This window comes from Pseudomonas sp. YNh, assembly GCF_037993085.1.
GTDB lineage: Bacteria > Pseudomonadota > Gammaproteobacteria > Pseudomonadales > Pseudomonadaceae > Aquipseudomonas > Aquipseudomonas putida.
In genome coordinates this window covers 1-24,469 of sequence record NZ_JBBMRJ010000034.1, presented here as the reverse complement: position 1 = coordinate 24,469, position 24,469 = coordinate 1, and the positions used below count along the sequence as shown (strand labels likewise).

Below are 24,469 nucleotides of genomic sequence, written 5' to 3'. Positions count from 1 at the left end.
ACCCATGCAAACCGACACAACTCGCGAGAACCCGCAGGCCAAGGTGCCGCAGGCCGCCGATTCCAACCAGGATCTGGCCGCCACCGCCCCTGGCCAACTGCGCGTGATCAAGCGTAACGGTACTGTCGTCCCCTACACCGACGACAAGATCACCGTTGCCATCACCAAGGCGTTCCTTGCAGTTGAAGGCGGCACCGCCGCCGCTTCGTCGCGCATCCACGACACCGTCGCGCGCCTGACCGAACAGGTTACCGCCACGTTCAAACGTCGCATGCCATCGGGTGGCACCATCCACATCGAAGAAATCCAGGACCAGGTAGAACTGGCCCTGATGCGCGCTGGCGAGCAGAAAGTTGCCCGCGACTACGTGATCTACCGCGACCAGCGCGCCAAGGAGCGTGCCACCCGCGCCAACACCGACGCGGTGGTCGAGCCGCACCCGAGCATCCGCATCACCCTGGCCGACGGCAGCCTGGCGCCGCTCGACATGGCCCGCCTGAACACCATCATCAGCGAAGCCTGCGAAGGCCTGGCTGAAGTGGATGGCGACCTGATCCAGCGCGAAACCCTGAAAAACCTGTACGACGGCGTTGCCATCAAGGACGTCAACACCGCCCTGGTGATGACCGCCCGTACCCTGGTAGAGCGCGAGCCGAACTACTCGTTCGTTACCGCCCGCCTGCTGATGGACACCCTGCGCGCCGAAGGCCTGGGCTTCCTGAATGTAGCCGACAGCGCCACCCACCACGAGATGGCTGACCTGTACGCCAAGGCCCTGCCGGCCTACATCGCCAAAGGTATCGAGTTCGAGCTGCTGAACCCGGCCCTGGCCGACTTCGACCTGGAAAAACTGGGCAAGGCGATCAACCACGAGCGCGACCAGCAGTTCACCTATCTGGGCCTGCAGACCCTTTACGACCGCTACTTCATCCACAAGGATGGCGTGCGCTTCGAGCTGCCGCAGGTATTCTTCATGCGTGTGGCCATGGGCCTGGCGCTGGAAGAGAAAGACAAGGAAGCCCGTGCGATCGAGTTCTACAACCTGTTGTCGTCCTTCGACTACATGGCCTCGACCCCGACCCTGTTCAACGCCGGTACCCTGCGCCCGCAGCTGTCCAGCTGCTACCTGACCACCGTGCCAGACGACCTGTCGGGCATCTACCACGCGATCCACGACAACGCCATGCTGTCGAAATTCGCTGGCGGCCTGGGCAACGACTGGACCCCTGTGCGTGCACTGGGCTCCTACATCAAGGGCACCAACGGCAAGTCCCAGGGCGTCGTACCGTTCCTGAAAGTGGTCAACGACACAGCCGTTGCCGTCAACCAGGGTGGCAAGCGCAAGGGGGCCGTGTGTGCCTACCTGGAAACCTGGCACCTGGACATCGAAGAGTTCATCGAGCTGCGCAAGAACACCGGTGATGACCGCCGTCGTACCCACGACATGAACACCGCCAACTGGATCCCTGACCTGTTCATGAAGCGTGTCTTCGATGACGGCAAGTGGACCCTGTTCTCGCCTTCGGAAGTGCCAGACCTGCACGACCTGACCGGCAAGGCCTTCGAAGAGCGCTACGAGTACTACGAAGCCCTGACCGAGTACAACAAGATCAAGGTGTTCAAGACCATCCAGGCCAAAGACCTGTGGCGCAAGATGCTGTCGATGCTGTTCGAGACCGGCCACCCGTGGCTGACCTTCAAGGACCCGTGCAACCTGCGTTCGCCGCAGCAGCACGTAGGCGTGGTCCACAGCTCGAACCTGTGCACCGAGATCACCTTGAACACCAACAAGGACGAGATCGCGGTCTGCAACCTGGGCTCGATCAACCTGCCGAACCACATCGTCGACGGCAAGCTGGACACCGTTAAGCTGCAACGCACCGTGAACACTGCCGTGCGCATGCTCGACAACGTGATCGACATCAACTACTACTCGGTGCCGCAAGCGCGTAACTCGAACCTCAAGCACCGCCCGGTCGGCCTGGGCATCATGGGCTTCCAGGACGCACTGTACCTGCAGCACATCGCCTACGGCTCCGACGCTGCCGTCGAGTTCGCCGACAAGTCGATGGAAGCGGTCAGCTACTTCGCGATCCAGGCGTCCTGCGACCTGGCCGACGAGCGTGGTGCCTACGAGACCTTCCAGGGTTCGCTGTGGTCCAAAGGCATCCTGCCGCTGGATTCGCAACAGATCCTGATCGAGGCCCGTGGCCAGAAGTACATCGACGTCGACCTGAACGAGACCCTGGACTGGGCACCGGTGCGTGCTCGCGTACAAAAAGGTATTCGTAACTCGAACATCATGGCCATCGCGCCAACCGCGACCATCGCCAACATCACCGGCGTGTCGCAGTCGATCGAGCCGACCTACCAGAACCTGTACGTGAAATCGAACCTGTCGGGCGAGTTCACCGTGATCAACCCGTACCTGGTCCGTGACCTGAAGGCCCGCGGCCTGTGGGACTCGGTCATGATCAACGACCTGAAGTACTACGACGGTTCGGTGCAGCAGATCGAGCGTATCCCGCAAGAGCTGAAAGACCTGTACGCCACCGCGTTCGAAGTCGAGACCAAGTGGATTGTCGACGCTGCTTCCCGTCGCCAGAAGTGGATCGACCAGGCTCAGTCGCTGAACCTGTACATCGCGGGTGCATCGGGCAAGAAGCTGGACGTTACCTACCGCATGGCCTGGTACCGTGGCCTGAAAACCACCTACTACCTCCGTGCCCTGGCTGCGACCAGCACCGAGAAGTCGACCATCAACACCGGCAAGCTCAACGCCGTTTCCAGCGGTGGCGACAGCGCCCCGGTCCAGGCAGCCGGCCCGGCGCCAGTGCCGAAAGCCTGCGCGATCGACGAGCCTGACTGCGAAGCCTGCCAGTAAGGCCTGAATGCCGCGCGGGGTGCCTACGGGTGCCCCGCGCGGCATTTTTGTATCCGTGCCTCAGAGAAACCCTGCCCTTTGCCCACCGCTCGCGCGGCTCGGTAAAAGAACAGGACCTCTCAAAACAGGACGCAAGCCCATGGCACGGAAAAAAGTGGCAACTCGCAAGATTGGTCGTAATGCTGAAACCGGCCGTTTTACCTCGGTAGAAGTAGCACGCAAACAACCCAAGACGCATGTCGTCGAAACGCTGCGCAGCCACCGCTGCTAGTGTTGTGTGCCCGGGCCTCATCGCCGGCAAGCCAGCTCCTACAGGTACTGCATCGCCCTGCGGTCAGGCGCGGTGCCTGTGGGAGCTGGCTTGCCGATGATCAGGCCCGGGCACACAAAACAACCCGTCATAAAACACTATATGGTGTGTCTCAAAATTTAAACTGGCACAAGATATAGGTTGGCGCTACACTCTCCCCCCGTAGAAGAACACAGCCATTTCGTGAACGGATGCACGCAAAACCGGTCGAAAAAGTTACCCTCGCCCGCAAGACATGCGCCCCGATCGAAGGTGAATTCCGGTATACTTTGCGCCCTCTGAAAAGAGCGCCATTCAATTGTCCTGGCCCCTCCCCGAGGCCTGGCCAGGTACAAGCCAGAACACATTCAGATGTAAACGAGAGTCAGCCTCTCGAGCTGTCCATTCGCCGTTACCGGCCTTGCGTCAGGCATCACATTTTTTAAAATCCAACCGGTTGCCCCAGGGCGACCCTCAAGCAGGAGCCAAACCATGCTGAGCTGGGACGAATTCGATAACGAAGACGGCGAAGTAGCCGCTAAAGGCAACACCCCTGCGCAGGCCGCTGCCGCCGCCACCCTCGACAAGCTCGACAGCGCCGGTGGTGCCGCCGCTCTGGAAGCTCGCGCTGCTACCGCGTCTGACTCCGAAGCCGTCAAACGTGCCAAAGCTGCCCTCGACGCCCTCGACGTGGCCGAAGGCCTGGCCGAGCTGGAAGGTTCATCGGCCCGTGTCGCGGTAGACGAAAAGCGCATGATCAACTGCCGCGCCGACCTGAACCAGCTGGTGCCGTTCAAGTATGACTGGGCCTGGCAGAAGTACCTGGACGGCTGCGCCAACCACTGGATGCCGCAAGAGGTCAACATGACCGCCGACATCGCCCTGTGGAAGAGCCAGGACGGCCTGACCGAAGACGAGCGCCGCATCGTCATGCGTAACCTGGGCTTCTTCTCCACCGCCGACTCGCTTGTTGCCAACAACCTGGCCCTGGCTGTGTACCGCCTGATCACCAACCCGGAGTGCCGCCAGTACATCCTGCGCCAGGCCTTTGAAGAGGCGATCCATACCCACGCCTACCAGTACTGCATCGAGTCGCTGGGCATGGATGAAGGCGAGATCTTCAACATGTACCACGAGATCCCGTCGGTCGCTAAAAAAGCCGCCTGGGGCCTGAAGTACACCCGCGCCATCTCCGACCCGGAATTCAACACCGGCACCGTCGAAACCGACAAAGAGCTGCTGCGCAACCTGATCGCCTACTACTGCGTACTGGAAGGCATCTTCTTCTACTGCGGCTTCACCCAGATCCTGTCCATGGGCCGCCGCAACAAGATGACCGGCGTTGCCGAGCAGTTCCAGTACATCCTGCGTGACGAGTCGATGCACCTGAACTTCGGTATCGACGTGATCAACCAGATCAAGATCGAGAACCCGCACCTGTGGGATGCGGCGATGAAGGAAGAAGCGACCCAGATGATCCTGCAAGGGACCCAGCTGGAGATCGAATACGCCCGAGACACCATGCCACGCGGAGTGCTGGGCATGAACGCGGCGATGATGGAGGATTACCTCAAGTTCATTGCCAACCGTCGCCTGACACAGATCGGCCTGAAGGAAGAGTATCCAGGGACTACCAACCCGTTCCCATGGATGAGCGAGATCATGGACTTGAAGAAAGAGAAAAACTTCTTTGAGACCCGTGTGATTGAGTATCAGACGGGTGGTGCTTTGAGCTGGGACTGATTGTCCGGGCTGAACATCGAGGAGGCTGCCGTTTGGCAGCCTTTTTTATTGGTAGAGGAAGCATAGCATGTCAGCGGACGGTTTCGCCTGTGCTGGCCTCTTCGCGGGCATGCCCGCTCCCACCGACGCTCGATATTAGCCGGGGAGCATTGCGAAAAAGGAAGAGGCCCCGCCCACGCCGACAGGAGGGGTACGGCACCAACTAGGATGCCGGGACTGGACATGCCAGTCTAGGTGGTCGAGGGCGGGGCCAGATCTGAAGATAGCGCAGGCTAGCGGCAGGGTCCACAGCCAATCGGATTTGATTTGTAAACCATGTCCCGCGTATGGGGCGTGGAATGCAGCAACCGGGACCCTCCCGGCTCAGCTATCAGCCGTTGACAGCCCGCCTCCCCCTTGCTAATAATCGCCCACAGTTGTACGACAACACATAACAAAAACAACAATCAGTGGACGATCCCATGTCGACACCCATCCCGCTCCACCCACGTCTGTTGCATACCCCTCTTCGCCCGGCCAGCTCGCGTACACCTGCCAGTACGTAGCGACGGGTTACCGCGCATTCACCCCTGGCCCTGACCGGCTCGTTAACTACCCGCCCCCTGCCGCAGGCCGCTTGTGCGTGCCCGGTGGACGGGCTGCCATACCCTTCGGGAGCACAACAATAATGAGAATCTGCCATACCCTTCCTTTCGCCCTGCTCGGCGCCGGGGTCATCGCCGGCCTGCCGGGCACCAGCCTGGCTGCGGGCTTTGTCGAGGACAGCAAGGCCACCCTCGGGCTGCGCAACTTCTACATCAACCGTAACTTCACCAACCCCAGCAACCCGCAAAGCAAGGCCGAGGAGTGGACGCAAAGCTTCATTCTCGATGCCCGTTCGGGGTTCACCGAGGGGCCGGTCGGGTTCGGCGTGGATGTCTTGGGGCTGTGGTCGGTCAAGCTCGACGGCGGCGGCGGGACCTACGGCACGGCGTTGCTGCCCCGCCATGACGATGGCAAGCCGGCAGACGACTACGGGCGCCTGGCGGTGGCGGGCAAGGCGCGTATTTCCAAGACCGAGCTGAAGATTGGTGAGTGGATGCCAGTGCTGCCGATTCTTCGCTCGGACGACGGTCGCTCGTTACCGCAGACATTCCGTGGCGGGCAGGTCACCTCCAATGAAATCGCAGGGCTGACCCTGTACGGCGGCCAGTTCCGCGGCAACAGCCCGCGTAACGACGCCAGCATGGAAGACATGAGCTACGGCGCTGGCGTGTCGGACCGGTTCAACTTCGTCGGCGGCGAGTACAAGTTCAACCAGGACCGCACGCTGGTGGGCCTGTGGAATGCGGTGCTGAAGGACGTGTACCAGCAACAGTACCTGCAACTGAGCCACAGCCAGCCGGTGGGTGACTGGACCCTGGGTGCCAACCTGGGCTACTTCCATGGCGATGAGGACGGCTCCGAACGCGCTGGCGAACTGGACAATAAAACCTACTCGGGGATGTTCTCGGCCAAGTACGGCGGCAGCACGTTCTGGGTGGGGCTGCAGAAAGTCGATGGCGATACCTGGATGCGGGTCAACGGCACCAGTGGCGGGACCTTGGCCAACGACAGTTACAACTCCAGCTTCGACAATGCCAACGAGCGTTCGTGGCAGGTGCGGCATGACTTCAACTTTGTCACCGTCGGGGTGCCGGGGCTGACCTTGATGAACCGCTATATCAGCGGGCGCGACGTGCACAGCGGGGTGGTGACCGATGGTAAGGAATGGGTGCGTGAGACCGAGCTGGCGTACGTGATCCAGAGCGGGGCGTTCAAGGATTTGAGTGTGAAGTGGCGAAATTCGTCGATTCGGCGGGATTACAGCAATAACGAGTTCGATGAGAACCGGTTGATCTTCAATTACCCGTTATCGCTCTTGTAACCGAGAAGCCCGGCACTGATTGAAATTAGGGCCGCTTTGCGCCCCATCGCCGGCAAGCCAGCTCCCACCAGGCCGCGGTAATTTCCAGCCAAGTGGAGTACCTGTGGGAGCTGGCTTGCCGGCGATAGAGCCCTGACAGGCCATAAAGAGATGCAGGCCTCATTGACAACAATCGAACCCACCGCCAATAATTAGCAAAGTCATACGACAACCTACAACAATTAACAACAAGAGCCGGCCATGACCACTACCCCCCTCAATCGCCTGCTGCTCACCGGAGCCGCAGGCGGCCTGGGCAAGGTCCTTCGCGAACGCCTGCAAGGCTACGCCGAGGTCCTGCGCCTTTCCGATATCAGCCCGATGGCACCTGCTTCAGGCCCGCATGAAGAGGTGATTACCTGCGACCTGGCCGACAAGGCTGCGGTACATGCGCTGGTTGACGGCGTTGATGCCATCATCCACTTCGGCGGTGTGTCCACCGAGCATTCCTTCGAAGACATCCTCGGGCCAAACATCTGCGGCGTGTTCCATGTTTACGAGGCCGCACGCAAGCATGGCGTGAAGCGCATCATCTTCGCCAGCTCCAACCACACCATTGGCTTCTACCGCCAGGACGAGCGCATCGACGCCCACTCGCCGCGCCGCCCCGACAGCTACTACGGGCTGTCCAAGTGCTACGGCGAGGATGTAGCCAGTTTCTACTTCGATCGCTACGGCATCGAGACCGTCAGCATTCGCATCGGCTCTTCGTTCCCGCAACCGCAAAACCCGCGCATGCTCTGCACCTGGCTGAGCTACGACGACCTGGTGCAGCTTATCGAGCGAGGGTTGTTCACGCCCGACGTTGGCCACACCATCGTCTACGGCGCCTCCGATAACCGCACCGTGTGGTGGGACAACCGCTATGCCGAGCACCTTGGCTATGAGCCCAAGGACAGCTCCGAGCGCTTCCGCGCCGCTGTGGAAGCCCAGCCGGCGCCCGCCGCGGATGACCCGAGCATGGTCTACCAGGGCGGCGCCTTCGCCGTGGCCGGCCCGTTCAACTAAACCCACGCACGCCAGGAGGCACGGCCATGAACTGCGAACTGATTGTCGACGCCCGCAACGGCACCGGCGAAAGCCCCGTGTGGCACGCCAGCGAACAGGCCCTGTATTGGGTCGACATTCCTGCCCGCCAGCTGCACCGCTGGCAGGCGACTGATGGCAAGCACCAGGTCTGGCAGGGCGACGAGATGCTGGCCTGCATCGCCCGCAGCGGCCAGGGCTGGGTGGCCGGCATGGAAAGCGGCATCTTCCAGCTCCAGCCCAAGGCCGACGGCAGCCTTGATAGCCGCCTGCTCAGCACCGTGCCGCACGCCCAGGCCGGCATGCGTTTCAACGATGGCCGCTGCGATCGCCAGGGCCGCTTCTGGGCCGGCACCATGCTGCTGGACATGCAGCAAGGTGCTCACGTGGGTGCACTGTACCGCCATGATGGAGAGGGCCAGCTGCACCTGCAGCAAGACGGCATGATCGTACCCAACGGACTGGCCTTCAGCCCCGACGGCACGCGCATGTACCTGTCCGACTCGCACCCAAACGTGCAGAAGGTCTGGGCTTTCGACTACGACATCGACAGCGGCACGCCTTACAACAAGCGGCTGTTCGTCGACATGCGCGGCTACCCCGGGCGCCCCGACGGCGCCGCTATCGACCAGGATGGCTGCTACTGGATCTGCGGTAATGACGCCGGGCAGATCCATCGCTTCACCCCTGACGGCCGCCTTGACCGCTCACTGAGCGTGCCGGTGAAAAAGCCGGCAATGTGCGCCTTTGGCGGCGCCAACCTCGACACCCTGTACGTCACCTCCATCCGCCCCGCAGGCACAGACCTCAGCGACCAGCCCCTGGCTGGCGGGGTATTTGCGCTCAACCCTGGCACCAAGGGCCTGGAGGAACCTGCCTACCGGGGCTGAGCCCCACTGCCACACCCACACTTGCACGCCCGAAACCGGATAATAAAAACCACGGAGTTTCATCATGACGTTCAAACGCAAGCTGCTCCTTGCCGTCCTCCCCTTCGCCTTCAGCGTGGCCATGCCTGCTTCGGCACTGGACATCAAGTTCGCCGAAATTCACCCAGCCGGCTACCCGACCGTGGTCGCCGAACAGAACATGGGTAAAAAGCTGGAACAGGCCAGCAATGGCGACATCACCTTCAAGATGTTCGCCGGCGGTGTGCTGGGCTCGGAAAAGGAAGTGATCGAACAGGCACAGATCGGCGCCGTGCAGATGACCCGTGTCAGCTTAGGGATCGTCGGCCCGGTAGTACCGGATGTGAACGTGTTCAACATGCCGTTCGTGTTCCGTGACCATGATCACATGCGCAAGATCATCGACGGCGAGATCGGCCAGGAAATCCTCGACAAGATCACCAACTCCGATTTCAACCTGGTGGCCCTGGCCTGGATGGACGGTGGCTCGCGCAGCATCTATACGAAAAAACCGGTACGCAGCCTGGAAGACCTCAAGGGCATGAAGATTCGCGTGCAGGGCAACCCGCTGTTCATCGACATGATGAACGCCATGGGCGGCAACGGCATCGCCATGGACACCGGGGAAATTTTCAGCGCCTTGCAGACAGGGGTGATCGATGGCGCCGAGAACAACCCGCCTACCCTCCTTGAGCACAACCACTTCCAGAGCGCCAAGTACTACACCCTGACCGGCCACCTGATCCTGCCGGAACCTGTAGTGATGTCCAAGACCACCTGGAACAAGCTCAGCCCCGAGCAGCAGGCACTGGTGAAGAAGGTCGCGCGTGAGGCGCAGATGGAAGAGCGTGCACTGTGGGACGCCAAGTCCGCCGCCAGCGAAGAGAAACTCAAGGCCGCTGGTGTCGAGTTCATTACCGTGGACAAGAAGCCGTTCTATGACGCCACCGCTTCGGTACGCGAGAAGTACGGCGCGCCGTACGCCGACCTGATGAAGCGTATCGACGCCGTCCAGTAATACCAGCCCCTTCCAAGACGACCTCGGCAGTGCGGCGCCCGCCGCCCTGCCGCTTTGGTGATGCCTATGAAATCGCTTTTCCTGAGCGTGAACGACACGCTGTACCGCAGTTGCATCTGGATCGCGGGCCTGTCGATCCTGGCCATGACGCTGATCATCCCGTGGGGCATCTTCGCCCGCTACGTGCTGGGCACCGGCTCCAGTTGGCCAGAGCCAGTCTCGATCCTGCTAATGGTGGTGTTCACCTTTGTTGGTGCCGCCGCCAGCTATCGCGCTGGCGCGCATATGGCGGTGGGGATGATTACCGACCGCTTGCCGCCGCTGCAGCGCCAGCTGGTCGCCCTGCTGGTACAACTGCTGATGATCGTGGTGTGCGTGTTCATGACCTATTACGGCACCCGGCTGTGCATCACCACCTGGAACCAGTCGCTGGCCTCGCTGCCCGGCGTGCGGGTGGGCATGACCTACGCGCCGATCCCGGTCGGCGGCGTGCTGACGCTGGTGTTCGTGCTGGAAAAACTCCTGCTGGGCGATCAGAGCAACCGCAAGGTCGTGCGCTTTGATCTGGTCGAAGAAAACGAAGGAGCTGCGTAAATGGAAGCGTTCATTCTGTTGGGCAGTTTCATCGTGCTGATTCTGATCGGCATGCCGGTAGCGTACGCCTTGGGCCTGTCGGCCCTGATCGGCGCCTGGTGGATCGACATCCCGCTGCAGGCGATGATGATCCAGGTGGCCAGTGGGGTTAACAAGTTCTCGCTGCTGGCCATTCCATTCTTCGTGCTGGCCGGCGCGATCATGGCCGAAGGCGGCATGTCACGGCGGCTGGTGGCCTTTGCCGGGGTGCTGGTGGGCTTCGTGCGTGGCGGCCTGTCGCTGGTCAACATCATGGCCTCGACCTTCTTCGGTGCGATTTCCGGCTCGTCGGTGGCCGACACCGCCTCGGTGGGCTCGGTGCTGATCCCGGAGATGGAGCGCAAAGGCTACCCGCGTGAATTTTCCACCGCCGTGACCGTCAGTGGCTCGGTGCAGGCGCTGCTGACCCCACCCAGCCATAACTCGGTGTTGTACTCGCTGGCGGCGGGCGGCACGGTATCCATTGCCTCGCTGTTCATGGCGGGGGTTATGCCCGGCTTGCTGCTGAGCGCGGTGATGATGGGCCTGTGCCTGATCTTCGCGAAGAAGCGCAACTACCCCAAGGGCGAAGTGATCCCGCTGCGCCAGGCGTTGAAAATTGCCGGTGAGGCGCTGTGGGGCCTGATGGCCATGGTCATCATCCTCGGCGGCATCCTGTCGGGCGTGTTCACCGCGACCGAATCGGCAGCCGTGGCAGTGGTGTGGTCATTCTTCGTGACCATGTTCATCTACCGCGACTACAAGTGGCGCGACCTGCCCAAGCTGATGCACCGCACGGTACGGACCATCTCCATCGTGATGATCCTGATCGGCTTTGCCGCCAGCTTCGGCTACGTGATGACGCTGATGCAGATCCCGTCGAAGATCACCACGGCGTTCCTGACCCTGTCGGACAACCGCTACGTGATCCTGATGTGCATCAACTTCATGCTGTTGCTGCTGGGTACGGTGATGGACATGGCGCCGTTGATCCTGATCCTCACGCCGATCCTGCTGCCGGTGATTACCGGTATTGGTGTAGACCCGGTGCACTTCGGCATGATCATGCTGGTGAACCTGGGGATCGGGCTGATAACGCCACCGGTGGGCGCCGTGCTGTTCGTGGGCTCGGCCATCGGCAAGGTGAGCATCGAGTCGACGGTGAAGGCGCTGCTGCCGTTCTACCTGGCGCTGTTCCTGGTGCTGATGGCGGTGACTTACATTCCCGCCATCTCCCTGTGGCTGCCTAGCGTGGTGCTGTAACTGTAATCGGGGCCGCTCTGCGCCCCATCGCCGGCAAGCCAGCTCCCACAGGATTGTGCAGCCTTCCAGCCCTGCGCACCCCCTGTGGGAGCTGGCTTGCCGGGGATGGGCTGCAAAGCAGCCCTCTGGTTCTTTCTGCAAATGGATCCTGCACATGGCTGTTCCCTCCTCGGCAGTACCTCTATTCCCGCGCAAATTGGCCATCGCCCTGCTCGCCCTGCTGGCCTGTTCATTCGCAGGCAACCACATCGCCGCGCGCATCGCCTTCGATGACGGCACCGGCGTGCTGCTGGCGATTCTCTGCCGCTCAGGCATCACCTTGCTGGTACTGGCCTGCCTGCTGTTGTGGCAACGCCAGGCGCTGGGCCTGCCGGCAGGCACGCGGCACTGGCAGCTGCTGCTGGGCCTGCTGATCGCCACCCAAAGCCTGTGCCTGTACTCGGCGGTGGCGCGCATTCCGGTAGCCCTGGCGCTGCTGGTGGGCAACACCTTCCCGATGCTGCTGGCGCTGCTCACCTGGGCGCTGGGTGGCGCACGCCCCACCGGCCGCACCGTGCTGTTCATGGGCCTGATCCTGTGCGGCCTGGTGCTGGCGCTGGATGTGCCGGCACGCCTTGCCGACAGCGGCACGGCCAACCCGCACTGGGCGCTAGGGGTCGGCCTGGCCTTCGGCGCCGCCTGTGCCTTTGCCTGCGCCTTGTGGATCACCGACCACAAGCTGGCCAGCGTGCGCGGCCCTGTGCGCAGCCTGCTGACCTTGCTGATCGTGTTCTCCAGCATGCTGGTTGCAGGCGCAAGCGGCGTGATGCCGTCCGGCTTGTCACTACCTGGCAGCAGCGCCGGCTGGGTGGCCTTGGCCAGCCTGGTGGTGCTGTATGGCCTGGCCTTTACCTTGCTATTCGTGTGTGTGCCAAGGCTGAACATGGCGCAGAACGCGCCGGTGATGAACGTCGAACCCATCGCCACGCTGTTGCTGGGCTGGGCGTTGCTCGACCAGCAGCTCGGCAACCTGCAATTACTCGGCGGCGCCGTGGTGGTGTGCGGCATCGTGCTGCTCACCTACCGTCGGGCCAGTTGATTGTTCATGTGAAAGGAGCCTTGAATGGCTGTGACCGAACTGCACCTGCAGGACCGCCTGACCCGCCTGAGCCTGGCGCCGGAGCTGGGCGCCAGCCTGGTCAACTGGGAAGTGAAAGCGACCGGGCAAGCGCTGCTGCGCCATTCTGACCCGGCCGCGCTGGCCAGTGGCACCCCGCGACGCCTGGCCTGTTACCCGCTGGCGCCATGGTCCAACCGCATTGCCGGGGGTGGCTTCGCTCGCCGGGATGGCTGGCAGGCGCTAACGCCCAATACCGGGCACGACCCCTACCCGATTCATGGCAGCGCCTGGCAGCAGGCCTGGCAGGTGGAGCACCACAGCGAGCGACGCGCGCGCCTGAGGCTGCACAGTGAAGTGCCGTTTGCCTACCAGGCAACGCTGGATGTGCACTTGCATGAGGGGTGCCTGAACCTGGACCTGCATGTAACCCACCTGGATGGGCCGGCTACCTGGTATGGGTTGGGGTTGCATCCTTACTTTCCGCGATACCCCGATACCCAGCTGTATGCCGCGGCGCGCAAAGTGTGGCTGGCCGAGCATGGGCGGTTGCCGTCGTACCAGGCCGAGGTGCCCGAGCAGTGGTGCTTCAATGCCTTGGGCCGGTTGCCCGACACGGTGGTCGATCACGCCTTCAGTGGCTGGCCGGGAGAGTGTGTGATCGAACAGCCAAGCGCGGGTTATCGACTGGCGTGCAGTGCCAGCGGGGCTGAACACTTTTTGCTGTTTTGCCCGCAGGGGCAAGGTTTTTTCTGCTTTGAACCGGTAAGCCACCCGGTCAATGCGCATCACCTGCCAGGGCGGCCTGGGTTGCGGTTGTTGCAGCAGGGGGAAGGGATGAGCCTGGGGTTCAGGATGCAGTATCGACCCCTTTGATTGTGTTGCCTTGATGTGGGCTGCTGCGCAGCCCATCTCCGGCAAGCCAGCTCCCACTTGATCGTATAGACCTCAAGCCTTGTGCAGTACCTGTGGGAGCCTGGCTTGCCGGCGATGGGCCGCAAAGCGGCCCCTGAATTTCAAGCCTTATGCCAATGCCCCGGTCGGGTTCGCCATCGGCGTGACCGAAGGCTCGCCACGCACCTCCCGCGCTACCTTCCACACCAGCACTGCTGCCACGATATCGAACGCCGCCAGCACCACGAACAGCGGGCTGTAACCGATCTGCGTGACCAGAATGCCGAACACCAGGGTAAACGCTGCTGCCCCCAGGTAACCGCACATGCCGCCCATGCCGGTCGCCGTGGCCACCTGGTCCTTGCTGAACGAGTCGGAGGTGATGGAGTACAACGCCCCTGACAGCGTCTGGTGGGCAAACCCGCCAATGCACAGCAGCAGGATCGCCGTATACGGGCTTTCCACCAGGCCGATGCAGGCCGGGCCGATCATGCAGCTGGCACCGAACACCAGCACCATCTTGCGCGAGGTGAACAGCGACACCTTGAAGTAGCGGTGGAACAGCGGGCTCAGATACCCGCCCAGCACACAGCCGATATCGGCAGCCAGGAATGGCAGCCAGGCGAACATCGCCACTTCCTTGATGTTCATGTGCCGCTCGGTCATCAGGTACAGCGGAATCCAGGCGTTGAAGGTTTGCCAGGCCGGCTCGGAGAGGATCCGCGCCGAAGCGATGGCGTAGAAGTTGCGGGCCTTGAAGATGCGCTTCCAAGCGCCCTTCTCGCGGCTGTCCTGTTTGAAGTGCGCTTCCTGCCCGGCCAGGATGTAGTCGCGCTCCTCATCACTCAGGCGCTTCTGGTCACGCGGGTGCTTGTACAACAGCATCCACAGCAGGGTCCAGACAATGCCCGAGGCGCCAACGATCACAAACGCCAGCTGCCAGCCACTGTGCAGGATCGCCCACACCACCAGCGGCGGCGCCAGCAAGGCGCCAAGCGACGAGCCGATGTTGAACCAGCCGATCGCCACCGAGCGCTCCTTGGCCGGGAACCACTCAGTGGTAGCCTTGACCCCGGCCGGCAAGCCAGCGGCTTCGGTCATGCCCAGCAGCCCGCGCATGAACGCCATGCTCTGCCAACCGGTGGCCAAGGCCGCGCCAGCACACGCCAGCGACCAGGCCATGGCAAACACGGCAAAGCCCAGCTTGGTGCCGATGAAATCGATGAACCAGCCGGCTACCGGCTGCATGAGGGCGTAGCACACCTGCCAGCTGGCAACGATCTTGGCGTATTGCTCGGTACTGATGGAGAGGTCGGTCATCAAGGTGGGGGCGGCCACCGAGAGGGTGTTGCGGGCGAGGTAGTTGACGACGAGCCCAGCCGTGACAAGGCTGACCATCCACCAACGCATGCCTTTCATCTTCATGGTTCACCTGAATTTCTTGTTTTTAGTGTGGCGAGCGATTGGCGCGAACACCGGCAGAGGCATTTGCGACAAATTGTTTCAGGCGAAAGAGTGCCACGTCATAGGTCATCGTACAACACTTATTATTTCTTAATGTTTCACCCTGCGTTGTACGATCTCAGTCCAGCTGCTGGGCCCGCAGCGCCTGCGCCAGCATGTCGATGAAGGCCCTGACCTTGGCAGAGCCGTACTTGCTCTCGCGATGCAACACATGAATCGGCCAGGGCGCCTCCTCGTACTCCGCCAGGATCACCTGCAACTGCCCACTGGCCAGCTCATCGGCCACTTGGTACGACAACAGGCGGGCAATCCCCAGCCCGCCGCTGGCGGCAGCGATCGCCCCGTCATTGCTGGTCACCGTCAGGCGCGGCTTCATACGCACCAGGGTTGGCTCTTCTGTCACCCCAAAGCGCCAGCCGGCACGGGGCGACAGGTTGGTGGTGCCGATCACCGAATGCCCGGCCAGGTCGGAGGGATGCTTCGGCACGCCATGCCGCGCCAGATAGTCGGGGGACGCACACAACATGCGCCGTACCCTGCCGACCCGCAACGCCTTCAACCCGGAGTCGGGCAACGGGCCGATGCGCACGGCCACGTCCATGCCCTCCTCGACCATGTTCACCACACGGTCGAGGAAGTAGGCGGAAACATCGACGTCCGGGTACTGCTGCAGGTAGCGGACGATACAGGGCATGACGAACTTCTTGCCGAACAGGATCGGGGCGGTAACTGCCAGGTCGCCTTTGGGGGTGGCGTTGATGCCAGCGGCCGCCTCGTTGGCCTCGTGGATGCTGGCCAGGATGTGCCGGGTGTCCTCCAGGTAGCGGCCACCGGCTTCGGTAAGGCGCACGCTGCGGGTGGTGCGCAGCAGCAGCTTCACGCCAAGCTGGTCTTCCAGGGCGCTAACGGCGCGGGTGACGGCGGCCGGGGAAATGTCCAGGCGGCGCGCGGCGGCGGCGAAGCTCTCCAGCTCACCTACCGCGACGAACACCTTCATCAGGTGGATCTGGTCCATGCGGGCTCCTGGGTAATTGGGGGTGCCGGGATTATCGGTTATCCGGGCGCTTTGTGCTGCCTGCCTTGGCCTCATCGCCGGCAAGCCAGCTCCCACCTCGACCGCATTGAACTCAAGGTATGTGCGATCCCTGTGGGAGCTGGCTTGCCGGCGAAGAGGCCAGGACAGGGATATCAGATATCCAGCACCAGCGCTTGTATCCCCTCCTCAACCTGCGCCGGCACCGCACAACAGATCAGCACCGACCCCGCCTCCGGGAGCTCTGCCGGTGGGTTCGGGTAATGCACCTGGCCGCTCACCAGCCTGGTCTTGCAGGTACCGCACGACCCACCCCGGCAACTGAAATCCGGCGCCAACCCACGCGCCTCGGCCAGTTCCAACAGGGTGCCGCTGCCTGGTGCCCAGCGCGCCTCCTTGGCCGACGCCGCGAAGTACACAGGTACTGGCTCGCTGGCCGCAGGCGGCTGTTGCAAGGTGGGCTGGCCGGCATCCGTGTGGCGCCGCAGCGTTGACGGGCCAAAGGCTTCAGCGTGAATGCGCGCATCCGGCACATGCACCGTGCGCAGCCCTTCATACAGGTCCTGAGTGAAGCTGCCCGGGCCGCACAGGTAGAAATCGTAGTCATCCAGCGCCAGCGTCGCCTTGACCTGCTCGATGCCCAGCCGGCCGGTAAACTCATAATCCTGCCCGGCCACGGCATGGTCTTCTGGCTGGCTCAGGGCGCGATGAACGTGCAGCAAGCCGCCAGCCTGTTGCCGCAAGCTTGCCAGCTCCTGCCCGAATGGCAGGTCGGCCAGGGTGCGAGCGCCATGGAATAAATGGATGCGCCGTGCCTGCCCTTTACTCAGCTGCTCACGCAGCATGGCCAGCAACGGCGTTATACCTACGCCGGCGCCAATCAGCACAAGCGGGCGGGTACTCTGCTCATCCAGCGTGAAACTGCCCATAGGCGAGCGCACATCCAGCACATCCCCTGGCTTGACGCGCTCATGCAGGTGCCGAGAGGCGGGGCCCTGCGCTTTTACGCTGATACGCAGGTAGCCATCGGACGGTGCGCTCGACAAGCTGTAGGTCCGGATCATCGCGGCCTCACCATCGATCTGAACCTGTACCGGAATGTGTTGCCCTGGCGCAAAGACCACGCGGCTATCGCTGGGCGGTTCAAGGTAGAACGAGCGGATATCGCGGCTCTCCTGCTCCACCCGCAGCACACGCCAGGCTTGCCATTGGCGCTGTCGCTGGCGTTGCTGCAGGCGTGCGTCGGCCTCGGCCCAGGTGCCAGTCATCAGGCTGGTCGGTGCGTATTCCTTGAACGCCCAGCGCAGGGAAACCGCAGCCGGGCGCCACACTACCTGCTCCACCTCCAGCGTCCACAGCCGCTCGGCGCCTTCGAAATCCTGGATGGCCGGGCTGTCCAGCAGCACCTCGGCACGCCCGCACAGCTGCAGCACGTTGCCGTTGCGGAAATCGATGAACAGCAAGCCGGCCCGCGGGTTCACCAACAAGTTTCCCAAGGTGTTGAAGTGCAGGTTGCCCGCGTAGTCCGGAATGATCAGCCGATTGCCCTCGACCTTGACGAACCCTGGCCGGCCGCCACGGTGAGAAACATCCACAGCGCGCTGGCCGTCACCTTGCTCGACATAGCTGGCGACGAAGAACGTGTCGGCAGCCTGGATCAGGCTGACACATGTGGCATCCAGTGTGGTCGCATCGACACGCGCCTGGGCGGGCTCGGCAACGCGGGTGTAGTCACGCAACTGGATATACTGCGGGCAGTTGCCGAACGACTGCTCCACCCTAACCTGCAGTTGTCCTTCTGCAGCCTGGCGGATCTGCCCGTTGATGCGATTGCGCCGACGGCTGTGCAGTTCGATACCCAGCAGGCCGACCGCCTGCCCGGCTACCAGCCCCGGGGTGGCGGGGTCATCTGCTGGCAGCGTGGTGTCGATCGTCAGCACGCGAGGGTCGGGCGAGCTGACGAACCCTTCCGGCCCTTCCAGCAGGGTGGCCCAAGGCCGGCCAAGAACGTCCACACTGGCGGCCACCATGAACGGCAACTGGTGATAGAAACTACGGTGCTGGTCGGGCATGTAGTCACGAATGACCTTTTGCCCGAACGCCTCCATGCGTTCTGCTACACCGACCTTTTCCTGCAGGGTTTTCTCGCCCGCATGCCAGGGCGAGGGGCGGTGGTCCGGGGGCTGTTGCATGGTGGCGTTCCTCTCGAAGGCGAGGTATCAGGCGCTGGTCTGCAGCCCGATCACAGTGCGCGGCATGGCCACGAAGCCCGGCAGCGACTCGATCCGTGCCAGCCAACTGCGCACGTTGGCATAGGGCTCCAGCGACACGTTGCCTTCTGGCGCGTGGGCGATATACGAGTAGTTGGCGATGTCGGCGATGGTGGGCGTGCTGCCCGCCAGGAATGGCGCCTTGGCCAGCTCGGCGTCGATCACCTTGAGCAGGGTATGGGCACGGGCGATGACTTCGTCTGTGTTGAACGCAGCGCCGAACACGGTCACCAGGCGCGCAGCAGCGGGGCCAAAGGCCAGCGGGCCGGCAGCCACCGACAACCAGCGCTGCACACGGGCGGCGGCAGCGGGCTCTTCGGGTAACCAGGTGCCGTTGTCATACTTTTTGGCCAGATAGACGAGGATGGCATTGGAATCGGCGATCACCGTGCCGTTGTCATCGATAACCGGGACCTGGCCGAACGGGTTGAGGGCCAGAAAATCCGGCTGCTTGTGCGCGCCTTTGGCCAGGTCGACGAACACCAGCTCGGTGGGCAGGTTGAGCAGCGACAGCATCAATTCGATGCGATGGGCGTGGCCAGACTTGGGGAAGTTGTAGAGCTTGATCGGGTTCGACATGGGTTTGGCTCCTGATCAGCACCGGGATGGGCTGGTGGAGCCTATGCTGCACTGGATCAGCAGGCAGCAGAATCAGTGCGTAAGGGAAACCATAATTTCGCGGGGCGCAATAATGACACATTCAAGGCCGGCAGCTATTACGTGGGGCTGCCTTGCCAGGTGCCGAGCCGACCGTAAAGCGGCCCCACACCAAACGCGCTACCGCCCAGGCAGCACATCTGGCGCTATGCGAACACTCAGCCAAATCGCTGCTGGCGTTGGTAGAGGTAAAGGACATGCACTGCCTCAACCACCTGCGGAACGGTGGCCTGATGTTCCTCCAGGCTCATTGTGTCGAGAATGGCAAAACCCTCCTCCTGACCATGCAGGGCAATAGCGTCGAGATGTTTTCGAAGTGAGACAGGTAACGCTGTCCATTTTCCCAAACGAACGCCGCGCATATACCCGAAGCACCACTCTTCAAGCACCACGATTTCGCCCTGCTCCGTGTCTCTGACCTCAAAGAGCAGGTTCAGCTCATCCGTGGCTTCGCTGAGCATGACCGCTACAGTGTTGTAGAACTTGATGATCAAGTCCGTGTAGCGTCGAGCCTGTGCTTGCGTTTTGAACGCAGGCAGCTTGCCACCGGAAACCTCAGGCAGCCACTCACTCGGGGGCACCAGGCGCGGCGAGCTACACAAGGCATTCATAAAACCGTCGAGTTCGCTGATATCAAGTATGGCGTCATCATTGCCATACTTGAAAAGCAGCTCACCCAGTTCGTCCAACTCTTGGTCAGTGATCGCCTTACTCATAAATTTCAGTTTTGCAGCCGGTGGAAACGGAAAATCGTGCGTGCTGCCTCAATCACTTTCGGCACGCACGCCTGAATATCTTGCTCGGACATCTGATCAAGCAGCTCGAAGTTATCTTCAAGCCCATGCAGGGAAATGACCTTCAACAGTTGGTCCTGCTCCTGCGGCAACTCACCCCACCCGGCAATCTGGGTGCCGCGCATGTAGCCGAAGCACCACTCCTCCATGACGATGACAGTGCCCACCTCGCCCTCGCTTTCCTCGAACAGCGGCTCGAAGTGGTCGACGTCATCAGTCAATGCCTCTTTCACCTGATTCGCATAGCGCAACATCAACGCGGTGTACGCTTCTTCATGCGCTGGCTTCTTGAACTTCGGCACCTTGCCACCGGCCACTGCGGGCAGCCATTGCTCCGGGAAGACAGCGACCGGCGAACTGGCCAGCGCGGTGAAAAAGCCATTGAGCTCGGCCAGGTTCAGCACGGAATAGTCGTTGCCGTAGGTGATCAACAGGTCTTCGAGACGGTCGAGTTCTTTTTCGCTGAGTACGGGGAGCATGGGTGAGAATCCTGGGAAGCAAAAGTGTGTGCACCCTAGCACAGCAACGCCGGAAGGGCTGCCCGCGTGAACTACCGCGCGGGCAGATGGTTCAGTAGTGCAACAACCAGTCCCGCAACTCATGTCGCCTATCGGTGCCAATCAACAGCCACAGCAAGATTCGGCATTTGCGCGGGCAGAGCTGCCCTGCCATGTATACGCCTTTTTTCTGCAGGTCGATTTCTGCACCAGCAAACCCATAGGTTGTCCGCGCGGTTGGCCCATTACCTGTGCGCGTGGCAACCACTACTGGCAAGGTGGGCGCCAGGTGTTCCAGCACCTCGGACCAACTAGCAGCAACATGCCCAGCGCCGAAGCCGGCAATGACCAATCCTTCATAACCCAATGTAGCCACAGCCTGCAGCAGCGCCGTGTCTGCGTCCACGCAGGCTTCCAGCAGGGCAACGCGCTGGTCGGTGCGATGCGGTATGGGCAGCACTTCCCGTCGTGCTGGCGGATGACGATAGACCACTTCCCCCTCTACCACTTCGCCCAATGGGCCACATCCCGGCGACTCGAACGCGGCTATCGCCATGCTGGCCGTCTTGCGCACCCTTGCCGCGCGGTGGACCTGGTCATTCATCACCACAAGCACACCTCGCCCGCAGCTGTCTGGTGCCAATGCAACCTGAGCCGCAGCCAACAAGTTGGCCGGCCCATCATTGCCCGGCTGGCTGGCCGAGCGCATGGCACCGGTCATCACCAATGGCGCATCGAATGGCCACAGCAGATCCAGGAAATAAGCCGATTCCTCCAGGCTATCGGTCCCTTGGCTCACTACCAAGGCCTGGGCTCCGCGCTCCACCTCGCACCGGGCCCATGCCAGCACATCCAGCAACGTCGCGAAGTCCAGCGATGCACTAGGGACCAGGCACAATGAAGCAACATTCAATTGCGCCATCTGGCGTAACTGTGGCACCTGAAGCAGTTGCTGCTCGCAGTCAAGGGTTGGCGTCACACCACACCCAACAGCCTGGGCCTGCATACTGACCGTGCCCCCCAGGCTAGCGATCGACAGCCTGGGCAGGCTCGAATGTTCAATCATGCTTTTCCCCCCGCAAGTAAGCCGATCAGAGGCACGATCCCCAGGGTGCTGATGGCCATCGACATCACGTTGCCGACGTAGCCATGCACATAAGCCGGCAACCGCTGGGTGATCGCCATTGCCAGCGGCGGAGCCACCAGCGCCCCCAGCACTGCGCTGGCCACCACCACCTGCCAGCTGCCGCCATGCGTCAGCACTGCGGCCGGAACGATCGAGACAATCGGAATGTAGGTAGGGTACCACCCCCGGGCTTTCCACTGTCCACGCCAGAACACGACCCCAACCAACGATGCCAAGGCCTGGCCGGCCACTATCTGCATCACCAGCATTGAACCGTAGGACGGTGCAGCCGGAGCTAACAGGTAAGCCAGCAACACCCCCAGCAGTAGCCCGAGGCTGGCCAGCTCATTACCGAAAAATGGCGCTTCGCTGAAATCGGCCAGGACCCGACGCAACGTCCAGACCACACCGTAGTCTGGCAGGTTGACGACCGGCGCCACTGCGGTGGCCACACGGCTTTGGCGTACCCATGAAGGAAAGCGCTTGCACAGGCTGAAGGCCACGACACTGGCAACCGCCATGCCGCTCACGTTGCCAACTACTACGGGCAACTGCAGGGGATAGCACAGGTAGTTGACTATCAGAAGGCTGGCCGGTGTTACCAGTAGAGCACCCAGTACCGCCCCCGTGATCGTCACCCGCCAGCCCGCACCAAACAGCAATACCATAGCGGCCGGCAATGACACGAAGGCGACGAAGGTGGGTTGCCAGTTGCCACTGGCCAAGGTCCACCCCCACAACGCGTGGCTAAGCACCAAGCCCAGGAACGAACTGGTGAACACCCATGGCCATAGTCCGCTGCCATAGCAAATGGCAAAGCCCTGCCAGCGATACCCTCGCACGTGGCCCCAGTGCGCCAGGCAAGCGCCAAGCAGCAAGCCCAGTGCGGGCAGCTCGTGCTTGTAGAATGCCACTTCGCTGATATCACCGACGATCCAGCGCAAGCGGCTCAGCGGCTGATCGAGCGTCGCCACCATAACTGCATAATCCGGCCATTGGCCATGGGCAAGGCTCGCAGCGAGCACCAGCAGCACACAGGCAAAAATCAACACAGGCCAACGCTGCTGTCCTGAGAAGAGTAGCGTGTTCATTTACGACTCCTCAACGTGGCATGGGCCCGTGCAAGCGGTAGCCAAGACTGGCATCGTAGAGGTCGGTACGCCGGTCTCGTGGCAGGTCGTTGAGGGTGTTCCAGATCGGCGCCGAGCGTGCACTGCTCAGATCTACATCCGCATAGAGAATTTCTTCGGCCTCTGCACTGCCCACTTCGCCAATCGGCCAGCCATTGGTACCGGCGATCAGCGAGCACCCCAGGAAGCGCCCGCCCCGCTCGCTCCCGACACGGTTCGCGGCGGCGATATAAACGTTGTTGACATGCGCTGCGGTCATGGTCAGGTACGAGGCCATGCAGCGCCCTGCTTCATCGAACAATGGTGGCGGGGTCCATACCCAGTTGTTGAGGCTGCAGATGATGTCGGCGCCTTGCGCCGCCATCAGACGCGGGACTTCCGGGAACCAGATGTCCCAGCATATCAGCAGGCCGATACGGCCGATCGGCGTCTCGAATACCGGGAATCCCAGATCGCCGGGGGTGAACCAGAGTTTTTCCTGGTTCCAGAGATGAGCCTTACGGTAGTGCCCGAGCCGGCCTTCAGGGCCAAACAGTACGGCGCTGTCGTAGAGCTTCAGCCCGTCGCGCTCGGAAAAACCGGCGGCCAGGTAAACTTGGTACTCCTTTGCGAAGTCCGCCCAGGCTTTCAGACTGGGGCCGTCCTGCAGCGTCTCTGCATGGGCATAGGCTTCGGCGCGGGAGTTGAAGGCATAGCCGGTATTGGCCAGCTCAGGCAACACTATCAGGTTGGCGCCTTCGCCTACTGCGCGCCGGGCCAGTGCCAGCCCTCTATCCAGGTTTCGCTCACAATGCTCAAGACCGACCTGGGGATCGTACTGGATGACAGCGATACGTACAGGGCTGACGGGGGAACAGGTTTCAGACATGGCGGCTTCCTTTTTGTGGTTGTTTTGGAAGGACGCCAGTAAAGCGATGTTGGGCCTGGGAGGGACAGTCAGGGGGGTCCTATGGGACCGAAGGAAAATCACATGATCGCAGTAGGACTCCCCCTACAAAATGCCCCGTACGCCGCTATTTCCCAACCTGATAATGTGGGTAGTGCTCAAGGGTAAAGCCACCATTGAATTGCGCTGAAGTGTTGTTGCAGAGGTTGATGACCGTATCAATTGCCGTGCGCAAACACGGCTCTGTCCACCCGGCGTCAACTGAGAAGGACTCTCCAGCCAGATACAACCCTGAGCTCGCGCTCAGATCCCGGTTGTATTTCATCAGGTTTACCGCATCAAAGTAGGTACCTGCCCTATACAATTTCGCACACCCGAGCGCATTTCGGTCTGTGCTCCAACGCTGTATGCGAATGTTTCGAGTATCGATGTAGGGCGATATCGCCTCACCCACATTGGTGCACCGCAGAAGGATCCTATCGAGCTCCTTCAGGCACTTGGTCGCCAACTCCTCATCAGAGAAGGCTGCCAATTTCGTTGCATCATCCGCTTGCAGAGCTGTTCACGACTGTCAGGTGTCGCCCGCCTACACGCCGGGACTGCTCGATCAAGGTGATACGGCTAAAACCACAGCGCAATAATTCCCGGGCCGCAGTCAATCCGGTAACGCCGGCACCGACAATACAAATGCGATGTTCGGGCTGTGTGGCCCGTGCAACGCCTCCCTCTTGTTCGATCAGGCGGCGGTAGTCAAAGCAGAGATCTGGGGGATTAGGGAAACGCGCGGCCCACGGCTGCATCGGCAGTGATGGGTCGATGGTCAGATCGGCGGGGTGGTTGTGTGTAGAACCAATTGTCATGCTCTCGTGTTGATCGTGTCCCAGGAAGTGGTGTAACTCATCATGGCTCTGGCCACTGAGTTTGCCGTTTAGTT

The 24,469-nt window shown here is 61.8% G+C and carries 20 protein-coding genes and 1 pseudogene; 10 read left to right on the top strand and 11 right to left on the bottom strand.

Annotated elements, in window-relative coordinates; all coding sequences use genetic code 11:
- Nucleotides 1-4 precede the first annotated feature (4 nt).
- From WF331_RS25170 to WF331_RS25125, 10 genes are all read left to right on the top strand, one after another.
- On the top strand, nucleotides 5-2,884 hold the full coding sequence (locus WF331_RS25170) for a ribonucleoside-diphosphate reductase subunit alpha (protein WP_016498294.1): 2,880 nt from the start codon (nucleotides 5-7) through the stop codon (nucleotides 2,882-2,884).
- A 781-nt stretch (nucleotides 2,885-3,665) separates the two neighbouring features.
- Nucleotides 3,666-4,916: a ribonucleotide-diphosphate reductase subunit beta gene (locus WF331_RS25165; protein ID WP_016498293.1), complete on the top strand. Its 1,251-nt coding sequence runs from the start codon at nucleotides 3,666-3,668 to the stop codon at nucleotides 4,914-4,916.
- 667 nt (nucleotides 4,917-5,583) lie between these two features.
- Complete coding sequence (locus WF331_RS25160; RefSeq protein WP_016498292.1) at nucleotides 5,584-6,822, top strand: OprD family porin; 1,239 nt, start codon at nucleotides 5,584-5,586, stop codon at nucleotides 6,820-6,822.
- A gap of 240 nt (nucleotides 6,823-7,062) precedes the next feature.
- The gene (locus tag WF331_RS25155; RefSeq protein ID WP_016498291.1) at nucleotides 7,063-7,869 is read left to right on the top strand and encodes an NAD-dependent epimerase/dehydratase family protein; all 807 of its coding nucleotides are present in this window, start codon (nucleotides 7,063-7,065) and stop codon (nucleotides 7,867-7,869) included.
- A gap of 26 nt (nucleotides 7,870-7,895) precedes the next feature.
- Nucleotides 7,896-8,777: a glucurono-1,5-lactonase gene (locus tag WF331_RS25150; RefSeq protein ID WP_016498290.1), complete on the top strand. Its 882-nt coding sequence runs from the start codon at nucleotides 7,896-7,898 to the stop codon at nucleotides 8,775-8,777.
- Between the two features lie 64 nt (nucleotides 8,778-8,841).
- Nucleotides 8,842-9,813 (top strand): TRAP transporter substrate-binding protein, encoded by a 972-nt coding sequence (locus tag WF331_RS25145; RefSeq protein ID WP_016488691.1) that lies wholly within the window; start codon nucleotides 8,842-8,844, stop codon nucleotides 9,811-9,813.
- 66 nt (nucleotides 9,814-9,879) lie between these two features.
- Nucleotides 9,880-10,407, top strand: a complete 528-nt coding sequence (locus tag WF331_RS25140; protein WP_003254832.1) for a TRAP transporter small permease — start codon at nucleotides 9,880-9,882, stop codon at nucleotides 10,405-10,407.
- Nucleotides 10,408-11,688: a TRAP transporter large permease gene (locus tag WF331_RS25135; RefSeq protein WP_016488692.1), complete on the top strand. Its 1,281-nt coding sequence runs from the start codon at nucleotides 10,408-10,410 to the stop codon at nucleotides 11,686-11,688.
- Between the two features lie 154 nt (nucleotides 11,689-11,842).
- Entirely contained in the window at nucleotides 11,843-12,766 is a 924-nt protein-coding gene (locus WF331_RS25130; RefSeq protein ID WP_016498289.1) for an EamA family transporter, read from the top strand.
- 24 nt (nucleotides 12,767-12,790) lie between these two features.
- The gene (locus tag WF331_RS25125) at nucleotides 12,791-13,660 is read left to right on the top strand and encodes an aldose 1-epimerase (RefSeq protein ID WP_016498288.1); all 870 of its coding nucleotides are present in this window, start codon (nucleotides 12,791-12,793) and stop codon (nucleotides 13,658-13,660) included.
- A gap of 147 nt (nucleotides 13,661-13,807) precedes the next feature.
- Here WF331_RS25125 and WF331_RS25120 read toward each other — a convergent pair whose 3' ends face one another.
- The 11 genes and pseudogenes from WF331_RS25120 to WF331_RS29410 all read right to left on the bottom strand — a co-directional run bounded on the left by WF331_RS25120 (nucleotide 13,808) and on the right by WF331_RS29410 (nucleotide 24,335).
- Nucleotides 13,808-15,103: an MFS transporter gene (locus WF331_RS25120; RefSeq protein WP_016498287.1), complete on the bottom strand. Its 1,296-nt coding sequence runs from the start codon at nucleotides 15,101-15,103 to the stop codon at nucleotides 13,808-13,810.
- A 157-nt stretch (nucleotides 15,104-15,260) separates the two neighbouring features.
- On the bottom strand, nucleotides 15,261-16,157 hold the full coding sequence (locus tag WF331_RS25115) for a LysR family transcriptional regulator (RefSeq protein WP_016498286.1): 897 nt from the start codon (nucleotides 16,155-16,157) through the stop codon (nucleotides 15,261-15,263).
- 173 nt (nucleotides 16,158-16,330) lie between these two features.
- Complete coding sequence (locus tag WF331_RS25110; RefSeq protein WP_016498285.1) at nucleotides 16,331-18,367, bottom strand: pyridoxamine 5'-phosphate oxidase family protein; 2,037 nt, start codon at nucleotides 18,365-18,367, stop codon at nucleotides 16,331-16,333.
- Nucleotides 18,368-18,394: 27 nt separating this feature from the next.
- Nucleotides 18,395-19,024, bottom strand: a complete 630-nt coding sequence (locus tag WF331_RS25105; protein ID WP_016498284.1) for a glutathione S-transferase family protein — start codon at nucleotides 19,022-19,024, stop codon at nucleotides 18,395-18,397.
- Between the two features lie 236 nt (nucleotides 19,025-19,260).
- Entirely contained in the window at nucleotides 19,261-19,818 is a 558-nt protein-coding gene (locus WF331_RS25100) for a UPF0149 family protein (RefSeq protein WP_016498283.1), read from the bottom strand.
- 5 nt (nucleotides 19,819-19,823) lie between these two features.
- The gene (locus tag WF331_RS25095; protein WP_016498282.1) at nucleotides 19,824-20,375 is read right to left on the bottom strand and encodes a UPF0149 family protein; all 552 of its coding nucleotides are present in this window, start codon (nucleotides 20,373-20,375) and stop codon (nucleotides 19,824-19,826) included.
- Between the two features lie 91 nt (nucleotides 20,376-20,466).
- Complete coding sequence (locus WF331_RS25090) at nucleotides 20,467-21,459, bottom strand: asparaginase (RefSeq protein WP_016498281.1); 993 nt, start codon at nucleotides 21,457-21,459, stop codon at nucleotides 20,467-20,469.
- Entirely contained in the window at nucleotides 21,456-22,610 is a 1,155-nt protein-coding gene (locus WF331_RS25085; protein WP_016498280.1) for a hypothetical protein, read from the bottom strand. The genes WF331_RS25090 and WF331_RS25085 overlap by 4 nt, the downstream gene beginning before the upstream one ends.
- A gap of 10 nt (nucleotides 22,611-22,620) precedes the next feature.
- Complete coding sequence (locus WF331_RS25080) at nucleotides 22,621-23,517, bottom strand: nitrilase family protein (protein WP_340623382.1); 897 nt, start codon at nucleotides 23,515-23,517, stop codon at nucleotides 22,621-22,623.
- A 145-nt stretch (nucleotides 23,518-23,662) separates the two neighbouring features.
- Nucleotides 23,663-24,082, bottom strand: a pseudogene (locus WF331_RS29415) (FAD-dependent oxidoreductase); the annotation flags it as partial.
- Nucleotides 24,078-24,335, bottom strand: coding sequence for an FAD-dependent oxidoreductase (locus WF331_RS29410; protein ID WP_229610134.1), 258 nt, complete (start codon nucleotides 24,333-24,335; stop codon nucleotides 24,078-24,080). The pseudogene WF331_RS29415 and the gene WF331_RS29410, both read right to left, overlap by 5 nt.
- Nucleotides 24,336-24,469 lie beyond the last annotated feature (134 nt).

What these genes read in the sequence shown, in the direction of transcription:
- WF331_RS25170 (WP_016498294.1), top strand. Translation starts at nt 5, where the DNA reads ATGCAAACCGACACAACTCGCGAGAACCCGCAGGCCAAGGTGCCGCAG.
- WF331_RS25165 (WP_016498293.1), top strand. Translation starts at nt 3,666, where the DNA reads ATGCTGAGCTGGGACGAATTCGATAACGAAGACGGCGAAGTAGCCGCT.
- WF331_RS25160 (WP_016498292.1), top strand. Translation starts at nt 5,584, where the DNA reads ATGAGAATCTGCCATACCCTTCCTTTCGCCCTGCTCGGCGCCGGGGTC.
- WF331_RS25155 (WP_016498291.1), top strand. Translation starts at nt 7,063, where the DNA reads ATGACCACTACCCCCCTCAATCGCCTGCTGCTCACCGGAGCCGCAGGC.
- WF331_RS25150 (WP_016498290.1), top strand. Translation starts at nt 7,896, where the DNA reads ATGAACTGCGAACTGATTGTCGACGCCCGCAACGGCACCGGCGAAAGC.
- WF331_RS25145 (WP_016488691.1), top strand. Translation starts at nt 8,842, where the DNA reads ATGACGTTCAAACGCAAGCTGCTCCTTGCCGTCCTCCCCTTCGCCTTC.
- WF331_RS25140 (WP_003254832.1), top strand. Translation starts at nt 9,880, where the DNA reads ATGAAATCGCTTTTCCTGAGCGTGAACGACACGCTGTACCGCAGTTGC.
- WF331_RS25135 (WP_016488692.1), top strand. Translation starts at nt 10,408, where the DNA reads ATGGAAGCGTTCATTCTGTTGGGCAGTTTCATCGTGCTGATTCTGATC.
- WF331_RS25130 (WP_016498289.1), top strand. Translation starts at nt 11,843, where the DNA reads ATGGCTGTTCCCTCCTCGGCAGTACCTCTATTCCCGCGCAAATTGGCC.
- WF331_RS25125 (WP_016498288.1), top strand. Translation starts at nt 12,791, where the DNA reads ATGGCTGTGACCGAACTGCACCTGCAGGACCGCCTGACCCGCCTGAGC.
- WF331_RS25120 (WP_016498287.1), bottom strand. Translation starts at nt 15,103, where the DNA reads ATGAAGATGAAAGGCATGCGTTGGTGGATGGTCAGCCTTGTCACGGCT.
- WF331_RS25115 (WP_016498286.1), bottom strand. Translation starts at nt 16,157, where the DNA reads ATGGACCAGATCCACCTGATGAAGGTGTTCGTCGCGGTAGGTGAGCTG.
- WF331_RS25110 (WP_016498285.1), bottom strand. Translation starts at nt 18,367, where the DNA reads ATGCAACAGCCCCCGGACCACCGCCCCTCGCCCTGGCATGCGGGCGAG.
- WF331_RS25105 (WP_016498284.1), bottom strand. Translation starts at nt 19,024, where the DNA reads ATGTCGAACCCGATCAAGCTCTACAACTTCCCCAAGTCTGGCCACGCC.
- WF331_RS25100 (WP_016498283.1), bottom strand. Translation starts at nt 19,818, where the DNA reads ATGAGTAAGGCGATCACTGACCAAGAGTTGGACGAACTGGGTGAGCTG.
- WF331_RS25095 (WP_016498282.1), bottom strand. Translation starts at nt 20,375, where the DNA reads ATGCTCCCCGTACTCAGCGAAAAAGAACTCGACCGTCTCGAAGACCTG.
- WF331_RS25090 (WP_016498281.1), bottom strand. Translation starts at nt 21,459, where the DNA reads ATGATTGAACATTCGAGCCTGCCCAGGCTGTCGATCGCTAGCCTGGGG.
- WF331_RS25085 (WP_016498280.1), bottom strand. Translation starts at nt 22,610, where the DNA reads ATGAACACGCTACTCTTCTCAGGACAGCAGCGTTGGCCTGTGTTGATT.
- WF331_RS25080 (WP_340623382.1), bottom strand. Translation starts at nt 23,517, where the DNA reads ATGTCTGAAACCTGTTCCCCCGTCAGCCCTGTACGTATCGCTGTCATC.
- WF331_RS29410 (WP_229610134.1), bottom strand. Translation starts at nt 24,335, where the DNA reads ATGCAGCCGTGGGCCGCGCGTTTCCCTAATCCCCCAGATCTCTGCTTT.